The organism is Streptomyces sp. NPDC004721 (assembly GCF_053601495.1).
Genome location: NZ_JBSGBZ010000004.1, coordinates 156,594 through 171,871, shown reverse-complemented (window position 1 = coordinate 171,871; position 15,278 = coordinate 156,594). Strand labels below are relative to the sequence as shown.

General features: G+C 71.0%; 13 protein-coding genes and 2 pseudogenes. 6 read left to right on the top strand and 9 right to left on the bottom strand.

All coding sequences use genetic code 11. The annotated features are described in order from the left end of the window. The first annotated feature begins 40 nt into the window (after positions 1-40). Positions 41-1,123, top strand: a complete 1,083-nt coding sequence (locus ACWEK3_RS05060) for a DNA polymerase III subunit beta family protein (RefSeq protein WP_450547054.1) — start codon at positions 41-43, stop codon at positions 1,121-1,123. An 83-nt stretch (positions 1,124-1,206) separates the two neighbouring features. Here the strand turns inward: ACWEK3_RS05060 and ACWEK3_RS05055 are convergent, their stop codons facing one another. Continuing rightward, entirely contained in the window at positions 1,207-2,805 is a 1,599-nt protein-coding gene (locus ACWEK3_RS05055) for a hypothetical protein (protein ID WP_450547053.1), read from the bottom strand. 757 nt (positions 2,806-3,562) lie between these two features. On the opposite strand from ACWEK3_RS05055, the gene ACWEK3_RS05050 reads away from it, so the two are divergent. Further along, positions 3,563-4,120, top strand: coding sequence for an FG-GAP repeat protein (locus ACWEK3_RS05050; RefSeq protein ID WP_450547052.1), 558 nt, complete (start codon positions 3,563-3,565; stop codon positions 4,118-4,120). Positions 4,121-4,197: 77 nt separating this feature from the next. On the opposite strand, the pseudogene ACWEK3_RS05045 reads toward ACWEK3_RS05050, so the two are convergent. Both ACWEK3_RS05045 and ACWEK3_RS05040 read right to left on the bottom strand, forming a co-directional pair. Next, positions 4,198-4,311: pseudogene (locus ACWEK3_RS05045) on the bottom strand (cation diffusion facilitator family transporter); the annotation flags it as partial. Between the two features lie 94 nt (positions 4,312-4,405). Further along, a complete protein-coding gene (locus ACWEK3_RS05040; RefSeq protein WP_453248956.1) occupies positions 4,406-4,981 on the bottom strand; it encodes a hypothetical protein in 576 nt (191 codons plus the stop codon). On the opposite strand from ACWEK3_RS05040, the gene ACWEK3_RS05035 reads away from it, so the two are divergent. After that, positions 4,980-5,495, top strand: a complete 516-nt coding sequence (locus tag ACWEK3_RS05035; protein WP_453248955.1) for a hypothetical protein — start codon at positions 4,980-4,982, stop codon at positions 5,493-5,495. The two genes, ACWEK3_RS05040 and ACWEK3_RS05035, sit on opposite strands and share 2 nt — an antisense overlap. Before the next feature lie 137 nt (positions 5,496-5,632). Here the strand turns inward: ACWEK3_RS05035 and ACWEK3_RS05030 are convergent, their stop codons facing one another. Beyond that, positions 5,633-5,788: a hypothetical protein gene (locus tag ACWEK3_RS05030; protein ID WP_453248954.1), complete on the bottom strand. Its 156-nt coding sequence runs from the start codon at positions 5,786-5,788 to the stop codon at positions 5,633-5,635. Positions 5,789-5,953: 165 nt separating this feature from the next. Here ACWEK3_RS05030 and ACWEK3_RS05025 point away from each other — a divergent pair, with 165 nt between their 5' ends. Further along, positions 5,954-6,340, top strand: coding sequence for a signal peptidase I (locus ACWEK3_RS05025; RefSeq protein ID WP_450546950.1), 387 nt, complete (start codon positions 5,954-5,956; stop codon positions 6,338-6,340). A gap of 59 nt (positions 6,341-6,399) precedes the next feature. Here ACWEK3_RS05025 and ACWEK3_RS05020 read toward each other — a convergent pair. Continuing rightward, positions 6,400-6,714: pseudogene (locus ACWEK3_RS05020) on the bottom strand (aldehyde dehydrogenase family protein); the annotation flags it as partial. Positions 6,715-6,984: 270 nt separating this feature from the next. Here ACWEK3_RS05020 and ACWEK3_RS05015 point away from each other — a divergent pair. Both ACWEK3_RS05015 and ACWEK3_RS05010 read left to right on the top strand, forming a co-directional pair. Further along, entirely contained in the window at positions 6,985-7,674 is a 690-nt protein-coding gene (locus tag ACWEK3_RS05015) for a TetR family transcriptional regulator (protein ID WP_453248953.1), read from the top strand. 95 nt (positions 7,675-7,769) lie between these two features. Next, entirely contained in the window at positions 7,770-10,109 is a 2,340-nt protein-coding gene (locus tag ACWEK3_RS05010; RefSeq protein ID WP_453248952.1) for an ATP-binding cassette domain-containing protein, read from the top strand. 368 nt (positions 10,110-10,477) lie between these two features. On the opposite strand, the gene ACWEK3_RS05005 is transcribed toward ACWEK3_RS05010, so the two are convergent. From ACWEK3_RS05005 to ACWEK3_RS04990, 4 genes are all read right to left on the bottom strand, one after another. Continuing rightward, complete coding sequence (locus tag ACWEK3_RS05005) at positions 10,478-11,494, bottom strand: lysophospholipid acyltransferase family protein (RefSeq protein WP_453248951.1); 1,017 nt, start codon at positions 11,492-11,494, stop codon at positions 10,478-10,480. Beyond that, complete coding sequence (locus ACWEK3_RS05000) at positions 11,494-12,267, bottom strand: GNAT family N-acetyltransferase (RefSeq protein ID WP_376550888.1); 774 nt, start codon at positions 12,265-12,267, stop codon at positions 11,494-11,496. The genes ACWEK3_RS05005 and ACWEK3_RS05000 overlap by 1 nt, the downstream gene beginning before the upstream one ends. A gap of 315 nt (positions 12,268-12,582) precedes the next feature. Continuing rightward, on the bottom strand, positions 12,583-13,332 hold the full coding sequence (locus ACWEK3_RS04995) for a succinate dehydrogenase/fumarate reductase iron-sulfur subunit (RefSeq protein ID WP_361417700.1): 750 nt from the start codon (positions 13,330-13,332) through the stop codon (positions 12,583-12,585). Continuing rightward, positions 13,329-15,278 (bottom strand): fumarate reductase/succinate dehydrogenase flavoprotein subunit, encoded by a 1,950-nt coding sequence (locus ACWEK3_RS04990; RefSeq protein ID WP_453248950.1) that lies wholly within the window; start codon positions 15,276-15,278, stop codon positions 13,329-13,331. The genes ACWEK3_RS04995 and ACWEK3_RS04990 overlap by 4 nt, the downstream gene beginning before the upstream one ends.

Below are 15,278 nucleotides of genomic sequence, written 5' to 3'. Positions count from 1 at the left end.
ACCTGGTCGAGGCCTCAGGGTTCGGGGTGTGGAAAGCGAGATGCGCAGTATCGGGGAGATGGCCCGGGACAGCGGACTGGGCGTGAGCGCGCTGCGGTTCTACGACCGGTCCGGGGTGCTGGTCCCCGCCTGGGTGGACCCGGTGAGCGGCTACCGCTGGTACGAGCCCGGTCAGCTCGACGAGGCGCGGTTGCTGGCCCGGCTGCGTCGGGCCGGGATGCCGCTGGCGGACATCCGGCTGGTGCTGGCCGGCTGGTCCAACGCGGACACCGACCTGGTGCGGGGGCTCCTTCAGGCGCACCTGCGCCGTCTCGAACGGGGCCTGTCCGATGCCCGCAGCGAGCTCTCCGCACTTCGAGCCGTACTCGACCACAGGGAGAACCCCATGACTTCGCTCCGCACCGCCACAGTCCGGCTGTCCGTCCCCGCCCCGGAACTGGCCGCCGCGCTGGACGCGGTCCGCTTCGCGGCCAGTACCGATCCGGAACTGCCGATGCTCTGCGGGCTCCTGTTCGACATCGAGGGCGAAGACCTGCGCGCGGTGGCCACCGACCGGTACCGGCTGGCCGCAGCGCGGACCCGGACCACCGGACACGACGCGGGACGGGTGCAGATCATCGTGCCCCTTCCCCTCGCCGACGCGATGCGGGCGCTGTTGGACGGAGAGGAAACCGTGGAACTCACCGTCGACGGCGGCCGCGTGTCATTGGAGGCCGGCGACCGCCAGACGGCCGGCCAGTGCCTGGACCACGACTTTCCCGACTACCGCCGCCTCGTCCACCTGCCCGACCGCCGACGCACCCTCGTCGAAGTCGCCGCTCTCCGGGAGTCCCTGGCGACCGGCCCCGTCCGCACCAGTGAGCCACGGAACCAGGACGGCCCGCCCTGCGCCCTCAGCGTGCTGAAGTTCGCGGACGACGGCACGGTGACCGTCTGCGGCGACGGCGACGAGGACCAGCACCACATCGCCGTCAACCGCGACTTCCTCCACGACGCCCTCACCGCCGGATCCCGCCCCGAACTCCTCCTGGAGTTCACCACCCCCACGGCCCCCCTCGTCATCCGCCGCCCCGACGACGAGCACACGCTCTCACTCCTGATGCCGGTCCGCCTGGAGAACTGATCCGGTCGGTTCGACGGCGGACTTGACCGTCACCCAGTCAGCACCGGCTCCGTGAAAGACTCACTCGTCACGGCCGATCGAGGTCAAGGCTTGGCGTATTTCAGGGGACGGACGTAGAAGTCTCCTCCGAGGGCCCAGAGCCGGGTGTTCTTCATCGTGATCTGCAGCGCGTAGAAGAGACTCGGGTCCAACGAGCGGACGTCCGCACCGCGCCACCGAACCTGGTACCAGCCATCCGGCCCCGGCTCGAGAACGCTTCTGTCTGCCTCGAAGCCGGGTTGGACGGCGGTTCCGTTCTGGTCCATCAGGGCGACGGAGACGGAGCCGCCGTGGTCGATGTCGATGAGGAACCGCACATCATCGCCGAAGAAGTTGAGGCCTTGTGTGGTGACCACGGTGGGCTTCTGGACCTGCCGACCGCCGTAGTAGGCGAACTTGTCCTTCTCGATCCACCCTCGCCCGAGTGCTGTCTGCCGCCAGGACGTGTGCCATCCCTTGCCGCCCATGTAGTAGAACCAGAGGCGGTTGTCCATCTCGATCGGGACGGACGCGAAAATGACGCTGCTGTCGAAGTCACCGCGCGGGTACCGGCCCATGCCCGAGCCGTGCGGGATGAAGGTGCTGTCGTCCGGGGCGACGTTGTTCCATTCGGTGGTGTTGGTGGACCACAGGAGCGAGAGGTCTACCGTGTCGTAGTCCGGAAGCGTCTTGTCACCATCGGTGTAGACAGAGCCGAGGCCCAGGTACAGACCCTGGCCGTACTCCCACGAAGGCATCGAGTACACCTGGGACTCGAAGCCGTTGCCGCGGTGCACCTCGACCGGCTTCGACCAGTTGACGAAGTCGGTGCTCCGCGACATGGCCACCACGCGGACGTTGCTGTCCCACAGGCGGGTGATGAGCACGTACTCCCCGCTTACGCTGTCCTTGAACACGCGGTTGTGGCAGTCCGCCCCCGGAGAGGGGCTGTTGGCCGGCCAGGGCCGCAGCGGCGTGAAATGGATGCCGTCGGAGGAGAACGCGACGGACAGCTTGGACGCGAGGGTGATCAGCTTGTACCGGCGGGACGGATCGGGGTCTTCAGGGTCGTAGAGGACCGAAGTCCCCTGGACTCCCTTCAGCAGGATGTTGTTCGCCGTGCTGCCGTTGAAGTCGACGAGTCCCAGATCGGGCTTGGTCCAGTGGATTCCGTCTGCCGACTCGGCGTAGTTACAGCCGGTCACCCGGTTCGCAGTGGAGTACGTCTTTCCGATCCGCTGGTCGACGGGTGTGCTCGACGACGACGGGTCCACCAGGAAGAGCGTGTAGTAGCAGCGGAACTTCCGGTGTTCGGGATCCCAGAAGACATTCGGGTAGCCGTTGTCGAAACGTGGCTCCCAGGGCAGCGCCGGATGCTCGTACAGGCCCTCGCCGAACAGCGGGTTGTGCGCCGTGTCCTTGGTGAAACTCCCCATGCCCACCTGACAGTTCGACATCAGATGGCCGTTCCACAAGCCGGTGTCGAAGGCGAAGTACTTGTGTTTGCCACTGGTGGGGTCGATGGCCGGAGGTGTGGCTGCCGAGCGGGCCGTGGCGGCGAACGCCGAGGACGTCGTTGCCGCCAGTGAGGCGCCGGCGGCAACGCCCATGCCTCCGATCAGGGCCGCCCTGCGGGAAAAGCTGCTGTCGTGCGCGTTGCCCATCAGTCGTCGCTCCTTCGAAGCACTCCACTGCTGGACATAGGACGTCTGATGTCCGATGTCTCGCAGAGAAGCTAAGACCACGCCGATGCCCTGTCAATGAGCGCGGATGCGTCGGCCTCACTGACGAGCGCCGCCAGTCCTTGCGGTCGGTATGCCGGCGCAGCCGGTGGCACCGACGGGCGAGGGGCAGCGCGAAGGCGGATCCGACGTGGATCATCGGCTCCGCACAACGAGGGCAGAGCAGGGTGGCCCGGGAGCGGGAACGGGCCATCGCGATGTACGCGAAGCCGCCGAGCGCGGTGCGGGACCGACTGGACCTCACCCGTCCGCCGGCGCGCACGCTGACCAGGACCGGGGCGGGCGCCTGAACCCGCATCCGACACCCCGTCACCAGTGGTCGGGTACAGCGCCTTCCCGTGATGCTCGTTGCGGTGTCGCCTACCACGGCGGAACGTGACTGCTACCGAGATCGCCTCGACCCATTCCGGGTGATTGATCAACGGGTTCCGAACGTTGCCTGCCGGAACACTGGTTCAGCGGCCCAGGCGATGATGTCTCCCGAGCAAGGCCACAACGGCCGTGTCACCCATGGGATATCGGTGACACGGCCGCGTCTGACGTCGGATCAGTGCCTGTGCATCGGTGTCGCCTTGGCGTCCGCGCACGTCACCGTGATCGCGCCGCTGAGCTTCAGCTCCGCGCCCTGCCCGTCCCGTGGTCCGGCGAGCCGCACAGCCCGGACGACGGCGGCGAGAACATGACCGGCGGCATGGTCGGCGTCTACTACGGCAGTGCGGACGGCCCCGCCGGCCGGGAGGGGCCGGGCACCCCTCCCGTGTGGTGGACCCAGAACTCGGCGGGCGTGCCGGGCACGAACGAGCGGGGCGACGGCTTCGGCACCGACCTCTCCGTCGGCGACAGCAACGGCGACGGATACGCGGACGTGGCGATCGGTGTCGCGGGCGAGGACATCGGCGCCGTCGCCGACGCGGGCGCCATCACGGTCCTGCGTGGCTCGGCCAAGGGTCTGACGTCCACCGGCGCACTGTCCGTGAACCAAGGCACCAAGAACGTCCCGGGCACCGTCGAGAAGGGCGACAAGTTCGGCGGCCAGGTCTCCTTCACCGACCCGAACGACGACGGCCGCTTCGGCCTGCTCGTCTCGGCACCCGGTGAGAACACGAACGACGGCTACGTCTGGGTGTTCTCCGCGGGCCGCTCAGGCCTGACCACCTCCGGCTCCTGGAGCTACAGCCTGAAGGCGTTCGGCGGCCTGCGGACGGACGCGCTGTACGGGGCGGCGATCGACGACTAGACGGTACGGCTGTCGTGGAGCGACGACACCGCGTGCCCCGGCCGCGCGGCCGGGGCACGCGGTGCTTCGTTACGAGCGATGTCGGCCTCCGCGCGCAGGGCGTGGCCGATCCACCGCATCCGCACCTGCCCCACGCCCCGCACGCCCTCCATGGCACCCAGAGCTTCCTCGGCGCGCGCCACGAGCTGCGGGGCGCCCCGGACCGATGGGCTGCGATCGTGGCGCTCGCGGTCGGGTAGGTTCCGTCCGGGTCTCCGGGCGGGACGATCGGGGTGCTGGAAAGGCTCATGCTTCTATGCACAGCCAGGTCTCGCCCGTGCGGAGCCAAAGAATTCCGTCGCGACCCTGGCCGCAGCGCAGGACGACGCGTCCGGGTACGTCGAGCCTGCGGCGGTCGGTCACCGTCCAGGTGCTGCCGTCAAACTCGGCGCGGGTGAGTTCGACGGTCCGCCGGTTGTGGTCACGGCGGGTCAGCACGGCCCGGTTGTCGCGGACCGCGAAGCCGTCCGGATCGGGGACGGGGCTGGGGTAGCTGATCACTTCGCCGGTGGACGGGGTGATCCGGGTCAGGAAGGTGCCAGGTCCGCCGCCGGCGTACCAGACCAGCCACACTCGGTCGCCCTCCGTCGCTGCCGTGCAGCCTTCCAACGGGTAGGCGGGCAGCCGATCCCCCGGGGCCCATGTCGCATGGCCTTCGGGGTCCCAGCCCGCGAGACCGGAGCCGGACTCGGGATGACCGCCATAGATGCCTTCGTCCCCGTAGGCCGTCCAGATCCCTCCGTGGCGGTCGGTGATCAGAGCGGGGATGTCGTCGCCGATGCAGAACTCGCTCTCGGCTGCCCCCGATGCGGAGAACACCATGCTTGCCGGGCAGCAACCTCCGGACAACATCCCCTCGCCCGGCATGGCCGGCCTGCCCCTGCTCACTGTGGCCGACCTGCTCAGGGACGGTGCCCCCGGCGGGCGTATCCCCGAAGGCTCGGCCCATGCCGTGGCCGAGGAGGGTGACGTGGTGGTCGCCGGAGTGATCAGGGCCTTCAGGGCATGGGTGCACCAAGGTCCACCGACGGCACTGGGCCCGCAGCTGTACGCGGTACGGGTGGACCCGGAGAAACTGGACGCCCACTTCCTGGCCGGCTGCCTGCGCGCCCCCACCAACGGACGCCAGGCCGGCACCCACGCCTCCAGCTCGTCCCGGGTGGACATCCGGCGCCTGCAGGCACTGCCCCTGCCCCTGGCGGAGCAGGCGGCCTACGCCATGGCCTTCCGTCGCCTCACCGACTTCGAGGGCCTTCTCACGCGCGCCGAGGACCTGGGGCGCCGGCTGGTGAGCGACGTGCGCGACAGGCTCGCCTCGGGCGGGCTGGGCTGCTGACAACGCCGCTCGCACAGAATGGCGGTGGGTGGACGTCGATGTTTGATCTGTGGCGGCGGCTACGGATTCGCCGCTCCGGCCCAGGTGAGCTTGAGCGTGCCGCGGTCCCCGTCCTGCTGCTCCACCAGCCCGGTCCATCACAGTGAGGGCAGGGCCTCGCGGACCTGGACCGCATCGAGGTCCGGGGCCGCGTTGGATTCCGGCGCCGCTTCGGGATCCGGGTGGTCGCACAGGCCCAGTTCCCGCAACAGACGTTGCTGGAGCGGTGGCAGATGTCCAGTGGGAACAATCATGGTTTCAGTACGGGGCTCCATTACCCGGGCTCCCCTTCTCTGGTGGCGCGCGGGCCAGGGGCAGGGCTGAAACCGACCTGCCGTTGTCCGCCGTCCACGGCTATTCGCGGCCGCCGGCCCTTCAAACCCGCCCACATGGGCGCCCAACTGCTAGCGTCCGCCTGCGTGAGTGACAGTGTGTATGTGGGGAACGCGGGCAAGGACGCGGCGCTGGATCGGGGGTGGCTGCTCGGGCACTTCAAGGGTGTCGGTGATCCGCGTCGCAGTCAGGCCGTGGAGATCAAGTGGGGGGTCCATCGTCGTGGCGACGAACGATTGCGGTGGGTGGAGGGGGAGGAACGTACGGCTCTGCTGGTGCTCATCAGTGGGCGCTTCCGGGTGGAACTCCCGGGCCGCAGCGTTCTCCTGAAGGAGCAGGGGGACTACGTCGTGTGGGGGCGCGGAGTGGACCACTCGTGGTGCGCGGAGGAGGAGTCGGTGGTGCTGACCGTTCGGTGGCCGTCCGTGCCCGGCTACGCGGTGGAAGAGACGGTGCCGCCCGGGCGCCGGTAGACACGGTTGTGGCGGGAGGTGTGCGTCTTGTTCGGGCCGCGCCCGGCACCTCGGGGTGATCACAGTGCGATGGACTGGTACTCCGTGTAGGCGCTCAGGCCCGCCGGGCCGAACTCGCGGCCGACGCCGCTGGCCTTGAAGCCGCCGAACGGTGCGCGCATGTCGCGGGAGGCGCCGTTGACGCCGAAGGTGCCGGTGCGGATGCGGCGGGCGACTTCGAGGCCGTGCTCCGGGTCGGCGGTCCACACGCCGCCGTCGAGCCCGTAGGCGGAGTCGTTGGCGATGGCGACGACCTCGTCCTCGGTGTCGTACGGGATGACCGCAAGGGCCGGGCCCTCGCGGGCCGCCGCCACGGCACGGTCGACGTCGGCGAAGGACGCCTCGGGCACGACGCCCACCAGGGACTGGTCGTGCGGGCAGCGGACTTCCAGGACGTCGGAGGTGGCGGCGGCGGTCCAGGCGCCGCCCACCAGCAACTTGTCGAACGTGATCACGGTGTCCTCCCTGATCCGTACGGAGCCGGTCCGGCCGAATTAGCCGAACGGCGTTCTCTTAACTCTTCTCCGACCGTAACAGAATCCCGTTCTCTTAACCGGGGCGGTCGATATCCTGACCGCAGGGACACCGCGAGCGAAGAGAGGGTCATGAGCGAGTCGAAGCAGGGGTTCATCCGCGCGCGCAGCCCCGAGAACCGGGAGTTGCGCAGGCAGTCGATCCTGGACGCGGCCGAGCATCTGCTGAAGAAGTCGCAGGTCGCGGACATCACCCTGCGCGACATCGGCCGGCAGGTGGGGATCGCCACCTCGAACGTGCTGCGGTACTTCGAGAACCGCGAGGCGGTCTTCCTGGAGCTCCTCAACCGGGACTACGGCGCGTGGCTGGAGGCGCTCCCGGCCGAGCTGGGGCCCGCCTACGCGGGCGGCACCGGGCCGGCAGCGCGGGTGCGCGCGTTCGCCGAGGCCTACGCCGCCTCACTCGCCGCCCGGCCGGCGATGTGCGAGCTGGCGAGCGTGCTGGCCAGCGTGCTGGAACGCACGGTCTCGGCGGAGACGGTCCGCGCCTACAAGCGCCAGGCACTGGCCAACAACGACCGGCTCGCGGGCATCATCCACGCCCGCCTCCCCGAACTGGACGAGGCGGCCGCGAAGGAACTGGCCTCGGCGACCATCGTGCTCATCGCCGGCCTGTGGCCGTTCGCCCACCCCGGACCCACCGTCGTCGCGGCCGTCGAGGACCCCGCGCTCCTGGCCGCGCATGTCGACTTCCCCGCCCGCTACGGCCGCATGATCGAGCTGCTCACCACCTCACTACCGGGCCCCGCCACCCCTGAGTGACGGCCCATCCGCCGGGCCCGGTGGCCGGCAGGACCGCTCGCGTAGAATTTCAGGGTTTGCCCCTTCCCGCCCGCACCCCCGTACGGAGCCCTTCCATGCACAGCCCGCACGACCCGTACGTCCGCGTCCGTGGTGCTCGTGAGCACAACCTCCAGGGGGTGGACGTGGATGTTCCGCGGGACGCGCTGGTGGTGTTCACGGGGGTGTCGGGGTCGGGGAAGTCTTCGCTGGCGTTCGGGACGATCTACGCGGAGGCCCAGCGGCGGTACTTCGAGTCGGTGGCGCCCTACGCGCGGCGATTGATCCACCAGGTGGGGGCGCCGAAGGTCGGGGAGATCTCCGGGCTGCCGCCGGCCGTGTCGCTGGAGCAGCGGCGGGCGGCGCCGACGTCGCGGTCCTCGGTGGGCACCGTCACCAACCTGTCGAACTCGCTGCGGATGCTGTTCTCCCGGGCCGGGGACTATCCGCCGGGGGCCGAGCGGCTGGACTCGGACGCGTTCTCGCCGAACACGGCGGCCGGGGCCTGTCCCCAGTGCCACGGTCTCGGGCAGGTGCACCGCACGGAGGAGGCGCTGCTGGTGCCCGACCCCTCGCTGTCGATCCGTGAGGGCGCGATCGCCGCCTGGCCGGGTGCCTGGCAGGGCAAGAACCTGCGGGACATCCTCGACGCGCTGGGGTACGACGTGGACCGGCCGTGGCGTGAACTGCCCGCCGGAGAGCGGGAGTGGATCCTGTTCACCGACGAGCAGCCGGTGGTGACCGTGCACCCGGTGCGGGACGCCGAGCGGATCCAACGGCCGTACCAGGGCACGTACATGAGCGCCCGGCGGTATGTGATGAAGACGTTCGCCGATTCGAAGAGCTCGACCTTGCGGGCCAAGGCCGAGCGTTTCCTCACCGCCGCCCCCTGTCCGGCCTGCGGCGGCAGCAGGCTGCGGCCCGAGGCGCTGGCCGTGACCTTCGCGGGGCGCACCATCGCCGAGCTGGCCGCACTGCCGCTGACCGAACTCGCGGAGCACCTGCGGGGCACCTCCGAGCCCGCGCGGGTACTCACCGCGGACCTGAAGTCCCGTATCGCGCCCGTCGTCGAACTGGGCCTGGGCTATCTCAGCCTCGACCGGGCGGCGCCCACGCTGTCGGCGGGCGAGCTACAGCGGCTGCGGCTCGCCACACAGCTGCGGTCGGGGCTGTTCGGGGTGGTGTACGTGCTCGACGAGCCGTCGGCGGGGCTGCACCCGGCGGACACCGAGGCCCTGCTCACGGTCCTGCAACGGCTCAAGGCGGCCGGCAACTCGGTGTTCGTGGTGGAGCACCACCTCGACGTGGTGCGCGGTGCCGACTGGGTCGTCGACGTCGGTCCGCGGGCCGGGGAGCACGGCGGGCGGGTGCTGCACAGCGGGCCGGTCGCCGAGCTGGCGGGGGTCGCGGAGTCGGCGACGGGCCGGTTCCTGTTCGACGGCTTCCCTGGGCCGGTACGGGAAGTGCGGCGTGCACGCGGGCAGTTGACGGTGGGGCCGGTCACCCGGCACAACCTGCGCGCGGTGACGGCGGAGTTCCCGCTCGGCGCGTTCACCGCGGTCACCGGGGTGTCGGGGTCCGGGAAGTCCACGCTCATCGGTGAGATCACGGAGGAGCAGTCCGGTGTCGGACGGCTGGTCCGCGTCGACCAGAAGCCGATCGGGCGCACTCCGCGCTCCAACCTGGCCACCTACACGGGGCTGTTCGACGTCGTACGGAAGGTGTTCGCGGACACCGACGAGGCGCGGACGCGCGGTTACGGGGTCGGGCGGTTCTCCTTCAACGTCGCGGGAGGCCGGTGCGAGACCTGCCAGGGCGAGGGATTCGTCAGCGTGGAGCTGCTGTTCCTGCCGAGTACGTACGCTCCTTGCCCGGACTGCGGCGGGGCCCGCTACAACCCCGAGACACTTCAAGTGACCTACCGCGGACGGAACATCGGCCAGGTGCTGGACCTGACGGTGGAGAGCGCGGCGGAGTTCTTCGCCGACACGCCGGCCGTGGCCCGCAGTCTCGGCACCCTCCTCGACGTCGGCCTCGGCTATCTGCGACTCGGTCAGCCCGCCACCGAACTGTCCGGCGGTGAGGCGCAGCGCATCAAGCTCGCGAGCGAGCTGCAGCGCGGCCGCCGCGGCCACACCCTCTACCTCCTCGACGAGCCGACGACCGGACTGCATCCGGCCGATGTCGAAGTGCTCATGCGGCAGTTGCACGGACTGGTCGACGCCGGGCACACCGTGATCGTCGTCGAGCACGACATGTCCGTCGTGGCCGGCGCCGACTGGGTCGTCGACCTCGGCCCGGGCGGCGGCGACGCGGGCGGCCGGATCGTGGCGGCGGGACCGCCGGCTGAGGTCGCGCGGGCGGCGGGGAGCGCCACGGCTCCTTATCTGGCGCGGGCCGTACGGCGGGGCGTCTAGTGCTCCGACCGGAAAGGTTTTCTACGGCTACCACATGGGCGTGCCCCTGGCCGCGAAGGCGGACACGTCCGGGAACCGGATACCGCGCCAGTCCCGCGACATGGCCGACTACACGCCCGGGGTGCTGATCGACCGGACCGACGGCGTCCGCCCGCCGGCCGCGAGCCTGCTCCAGCCCGGCGACCTCGTGCTGTTCAACGCCGACTCCGGGGACGACGGGGACCCGCGGACCGTCACGGTCGACCATGTGGGGATCTACCCGGACGGGACGCGGCCGGCCAGCGGCGCTTCCTGTCCAGCCGCAAGACGGTCAACGGGCCCACCATGGCCGACCTGGCCGGCGCCTCACTGCTCGACGGCACGGGCCTCTACGCCGAGTCCCTGCACACCGTGCGCCGCGTCTGAGCCGGCACATGGGGCCGGGGCGGCCGGGCGGCCGCCCCGGCGGGGGCGTGACCCGCGAGGGCGTGACCCGTGGAAGCCTCACCCACGGAGGCGTGACCCACAGAGGCCTGCCCCACGGAAGCGTGACCCGCGGAAGCGGGCCCAGCGGGCGCATGACCGCACGTCGCGTTCGAGTGCGGGTCGGCACCATCGTGGCAACCCTCGGGCAGGTCCTGCTGGGCCGCGCGGGCCAGCGTGCGGCGGTCCGGGCAGGTGCCTGGAGGAAGCACGGGGCGCACGTCGACCTCGGCGACCAGGCCGCGTGCCGTCGCCACCCGCCACAGGGACGCGAGCAGGGAGTCGTCGCCGACGAAGGCAGGGGCCGTGCTGGCCGCTCCCCCGGCGTGGCCCAGGTAGCGGATGCGGACCGGCTGGACGGGCACCCCGGCGTCGAGGGCGGCCTGGAAAACGGCTCGGTGGAAGGCGCCCTGGGCGCGGCCGCACCAGGTGCTGCCCTCCGGGAAGGCGGCGACCGCGGCGCCGGCGCGCAGTTCCCCGGCGATGTGCGCCACCGTCGCGGGCAGGGCGCGCAGGCGGTCCCGTTCGATGAACAGGGCGCCGCCGCGCGCGGCGAGCGCGCCGGCCACCGGCCACGCGCGGATCTCCGTCTTGGCGAGCATCCGGGCCGGACGGACGGCGGCCAGCAGCGGGATGTCCAGCCAGGAGATGTGGTTGGCGACCAGCAGGAGGCCGCCGGTGGGCGGGGCCGTGCCGGTGATCCGGACCCGCACCCCCGAGGCCCTGACGACCGCCCGGCACCAGCACCGGACCCAGCCGGCGGGGATCTGCGCGCCGAGCGGCGACAGCACGACCCCGGCGAGTACGAGGATCGCGACCAGCGTCAGCCGCAGCACGGCGCGCGGTACGGCCGCCCCCGCGGACCCCGTCGTCTCCACGCATGCCCTCGGGGTGCAGGGCGCGCTGGGCAGCCAGAGGCTCATCAGGCCGGCACGAGGGAGAGGAAGTGCCGCAGGTAGCGCGGGCTGACCCGGCGCATCGACAGCAGGACGTAGAGGTCGGCGACCCCGAAGTCGGGGTCGTGCGCGGGCGCGCCGCAGACCTGGGCGCCGAGCCGCAGGTAGCCGCGCAGGAGGGCGGGCAGTTCGGTGCGGGGCGCGGCCGGGAGGTCGGTCCGCGGGATCCACGGCAGCAGCGGGCGCACCCGCTGTTCCTCCGGTGCCAGGTTCTTCTCGCGCACCCGCTCCCAGGTGGCGGAGGCGAGGGCGCCGCCGTCGGCGAGCGGTATCGAGCAGCAGCCCGCCAGCCACTCGTGCCCGCGGTCCACCATGTAGCGGGCCAGCCCGGCCCAGATCAGCCCGATCACCGCGCCGTCGCGGTGATCGGGGTGCACGCAGGAGCGGCCCACCTCCACCAGGCCGGGACGGATCGGGGCCAGCGCGGTGAGGTCGAACTCGCTCTCCGCGTACAGCCGTCCGGCGATCGCGGCCCGCTCCGGCGGCAGCAGCCGGTAGGTGCCCACGACCTGCCCGGTCGTCGTGTCGCGCACCAGCAGGTGGTCGCAGTAGGCGTCGAAGGGGTCGACGTCGTACCCCGGCTGCGGGGTGGACAGCAGGGCGCCCATCTCCCCGGCGAAGACGTCGTACCGCAGCCGCTGCGCGGCCCGCACGTCCGCCTCGTCACGGGCGAGGGCGACGGTGTAGCGGGTGGGCGGCGCGGGCTGCGGGGGGCTTTCGAGCGTGGAGACGCCGGTCATGTTCTCTCCTGGTCGTGGACCCGGTACGGAAGAGGGACGGCGGACCGGCGGTGCGGTCCGTCGTCCCTGTTCTTCCGATGCCGGTTGGCGTCCGCGTGACCTGTGCCGGGAGAACGGATGTGGGGATGTTGAACGGTGCGGGCGGCGCCGCGTCCGGCCGGCCCGCCTGACGCTCCCCTCGGCGTCGAGGACCCGTTCGGGGACCGGGCCGCCCGCCCGTGGCCGGGTCCTCGTGGAGAAAACCGAGGCGGGGCCGGGGATGAGCACCACTCCCGGCCCCGCCCGTCCGCCCCCTCGGCGAACGTTCTGTATGGGCTACCGCTTGGACGCCTTGCGGGTCGCGCGCAGCCACTCCTTGTTCATGCTGGTGATCGACACGAGGGGGATGCCCTTGGGGCAGGCGGTGGCGCACTCCCCGGTCAGGGTGCAGCCGCCGAAGCCCTCCTCGTCCATGCGGGCCACCATGTCCAGGACGCGGGTCTCGCGCTCGGGGGCGCCCTGCGGCAGCACGTTGAGGTGGTTGATCTTGGCGGAGGTGAACAGCATCGCCGCGCCGTTCGGGCAGGCGGCGACGCAGGCGCCGCAGCCGATGCACTCGGCGTGCTCGAAGGCGAAGTCGGCGTCGGGCTTGGGTACGGGGGTGGCGTGGGCCTCGGGCGCGGAGCCGGTGGGGGCGGTGACGTAGCCGCCGGCCTGGATGATCCGGTCGAAGGCCGAGCGGTCCACGACCAGGTCCTTCACCACCGGGAAGGCGGCGGCGCGCCACGGCTCGATGTCGATCGTGTCGCCGTCCTCGAAGGACCGCATGTGCAGTTGGCAGGTGGTGGTGCGCTCGGGGCCGTGCGCGTCGCCGTTGATGACCAGGCTGCACGCGCCGCAGATGCCCTCGCGGCAGTCGTGGTCGAAGGCGACCGGGTCCTCGCCGGAGAGGATGAGCCGTTCGTTGAGGACGTCCAGCATCTCCAGGAAGGACATGTCGGGCGAGATGCCGTCCACCTCGTAGGTGGACATGGCGCCGTCGGCGTCGGCGTTCTTCTGCCGCCAGACGCGCAGGGTGAGCTTCATGCGTAGCTCCGCTGGGTGGGGTGGACGTACTCGAAGACCAGGTCTTCCTTGTGCAGGGTGGGGGCCTCGCCCGTGCCTGTGAACTCCCAGGCCGCCGCGTAGGTGAACTGCTCGTCCCTGCGGGCCGCTTCGCCGTCGGGGGTCTGGGACTCCTCGCGGAAGTGGCCGCCGCAGGACTCGGCGCGGTGCAGTGCGTCGAGGCACATGAGCTCGGCGAGCTCCAGGTAGTCGACGATGCGGTTGGCCTTCTCCAGGGACTGGTTGAACTCCTCGCCGGTGCCGGGCACCTTGATGCGCCGCCAGAACTCCTCGCGGATCTGCGGGATGCGGTCCAGCGCCTTGCGCAGGCCCGCCTCGGTGCGGGCCAAGCCGCAGAACTCCCACATCAGTTCGCCGACTTCGCGGTGGAAGGAGTCGGGGGTGCGGTCGCCGTCGACGGACAGGAGCAGGTTGAGGCGGTCCTCGGTCTCCGCGACGGCCTCCTGGACCGCGGGGTGGTCCTCGGTGACGGCCTCCTGGTGCGGGTTGCGGGCCAGGTAGTCGTTGATCGTGGCCGGGAGGACGAAGTAGCCGTCGGCCAGGCCCTGCATCAGTGCGGAGGCGCCGAGGCGGTTGGCGCCGTGGTCGGAGAAGTTGGCCTCGCCGACCGCGAACAGGCCGGGGACGGTGGTCTGGAGGTCGTAGTCGACCCACAGGCCGCCCATCGTGTAGTGCACGGCGGGGTAGATCCGCATCGGCACCTCGTACGGGTTCTCCGCGGTGATCCGCTCGTACATGTCGAAGAGGTTGCCGTACTTCTCCTCGACCCTCTTCCGGCCCATCCGCCGGATCGCGTCGGCGAAGTCCAGGTAGACGCCCTGGCCGCCGGGGCCGACGCCGCGGCCCTCGTCGCAGACGTTCTTCGCGGCGCGGGAGGCGATGTCACGCGGGACGAGGTTGCCGAAGGAGGGGTAGATGCGCTCCAGGTAGTAGTCGCGCTCGTCCTCGGGGATCTCGTTCGGCGGGCGGTTGTCGCCCTTGGACTTCGGGACCCAGATGCGGCCGTCGTTGCGCAGCGACTCGCTCATCAGGGTGAGCTTGGACTGGTGGTCGCCGGTGCGCGGGATGCAGGTGGGGTGGATCTGGGTGAAGCAGGGGTTGGCGAAGTAGGCGCCGCGCCGGTGCGCCCGCCAGATGGCGGTCGCGTTGGAGTTCATGGCGTTGGTCGACAGGTAGAAGACGTTGCCGTAGCCGCCGGAGGCGAGGACGACGGCGTCCGCGAAGTACGTGTCGGTCTTCCCGGTGATCAGGTCGCGGGCGACGATGCCGCGGGCCCGGCCGTCGACGACGATCAGGTCGAGCATCTCGGTGCGCGGGTGCATCTCGACGTTGCCGGCGGCGATCTGCCGGGACAGCGCCTGGTAGGCGCCGAGCAGGAGCTGCTGGCCCGTCTGGCCGCGGGCGTAGAAGGTGCGGGAGACCTGGACGCCGCCGAAGGAGCGGGTATCGAGCAGGCCGCCGTACTCGCGGGCGAACGGCACGCCCTGGGCCACGCACTGATCGATGATCTCCACCGAGATCTGCGCGAGGCGGTGCACGTTGGACTCGCGGGCGCGGAAGTCGCCGCCCTTGACGGTGTCGTAGAACAGGCGGTGGACGGAGTCGCCGTCGTTGCGGTAGTTCTTCGCCGCGTTGATGCCGCCCTGCGCGGCGATGGAGTGGGCGCGGCGCGGCGAGTCCTGGTAGCAGAACTGGACGACGTGGTAGCCCTGTTCGGCCAGGGTGGCGCCGGCCGAGCCGCCCGCGAGGCCGGTGCCGACCACGATGACCGTGTGCTTGCGCCGGTTGGCGGGGTTGACCAGCTTGGCCTCGAAGCGGCGCTTGTCCCAGCGCTCGTTGATCGGGCCGGACGGGGCCTTGGTGTCGGCGACCGGCGCACCGGTCGCGTAGTCGGCGTAGGAGGTCAT

Excerpts from the sequence above, each read along its gene's own strand:
- ACWEK3_RS05060 (WP_450547054.1), top strand. The coding sequence starts at position 41 with ATGCGCAGTATCGGGGAGATGGCCCGGGACAGCGGACTGGGCGTGAGC.
- ACWEK3_RS05055 (WP_450547053.1), bottom strand. The coding sequence starts at position 2,805 with ATGGGCAACGCGCACGACAGCAGCTTTTCCCGCAGGGCGGCCCTGATC.
- ACWEK3_RS05050 (WP_450547052.1), top strand. The coding sequence starts at position 3,563 with ATGACCGGCGGCATGGTCGGCGTCTACTACGGCAGTGCGGACGGCCCC.
- ACWEK3_RS05035 (WP_453248955.1), top strand. The coding sequence starts at position 4,980 with ATGCTTGCCGGGCAGCAACCTCCGGACAACATCCCCTCGCCCGGCATG.
- ACWEK3_RS05040 (WP_453248956.1), bottom strand. The coding sequence starts at position 4,981 with ATGGTGTTCTCCGCATCGGGGGCAGCCGAGAGCGAGTTCTGCATCGGC.
- ACWEK3_RS05030 (WP_453248954.1), bottom strand. The coding sequence starts at position 5,788 with ATGATTGTTCCCACTGGACATCTGCCACCGCTCCAGCAACGTCTGTTG.
- ACWEK3_RS05015 (WP_453248953.1), top strand. The coding sequence starts at position 6,985 with ATGAGCGAGTCGAAGCAGGGGTTCATCCGCGCGCGCAGCCCCGAGAAC.
- ACWEK3_RS05010 (WP_453248952.1), top strand. The coding sequence starts at position 7,770 with ATGCACAGCCCGCACGACCCGTACGTCCGCGTCCGTGGTGCTCGTGAG.
- ACWEK3_RS05005 (WP_453248951.1), bottom strand. The coding sequence starts at position 11,494 with ATGAGCCTCTGGCTGCCCAGCGCGCCCTGCACCCCGAGGGCATGCGTG.
- ACWEK3_RS05000 (WP_376550888.1), bottom strand. The coding sequence starts at position 12,267 with ATGACCGGCGTCTCCACGCTCGAAAGCCCCCCGCAGCCCGCGCCGCCC.
- ACWEK3_RS04995 (WP_361417700.1), bottom strand. The coding sequence starts at position 13,332 with ATGAAGCTCACCCTGCGCGTCTGGCGGCAGAAGAACGCCGACGCCGAC.
- ACWEK3_RS04990 (WP_453248950.1), bottom strand. The coding sequence starts at position 15,278 with ATGACCTCCTACGCCGACTACGCGACCGGTGCGCCGGTCGCCGACACC.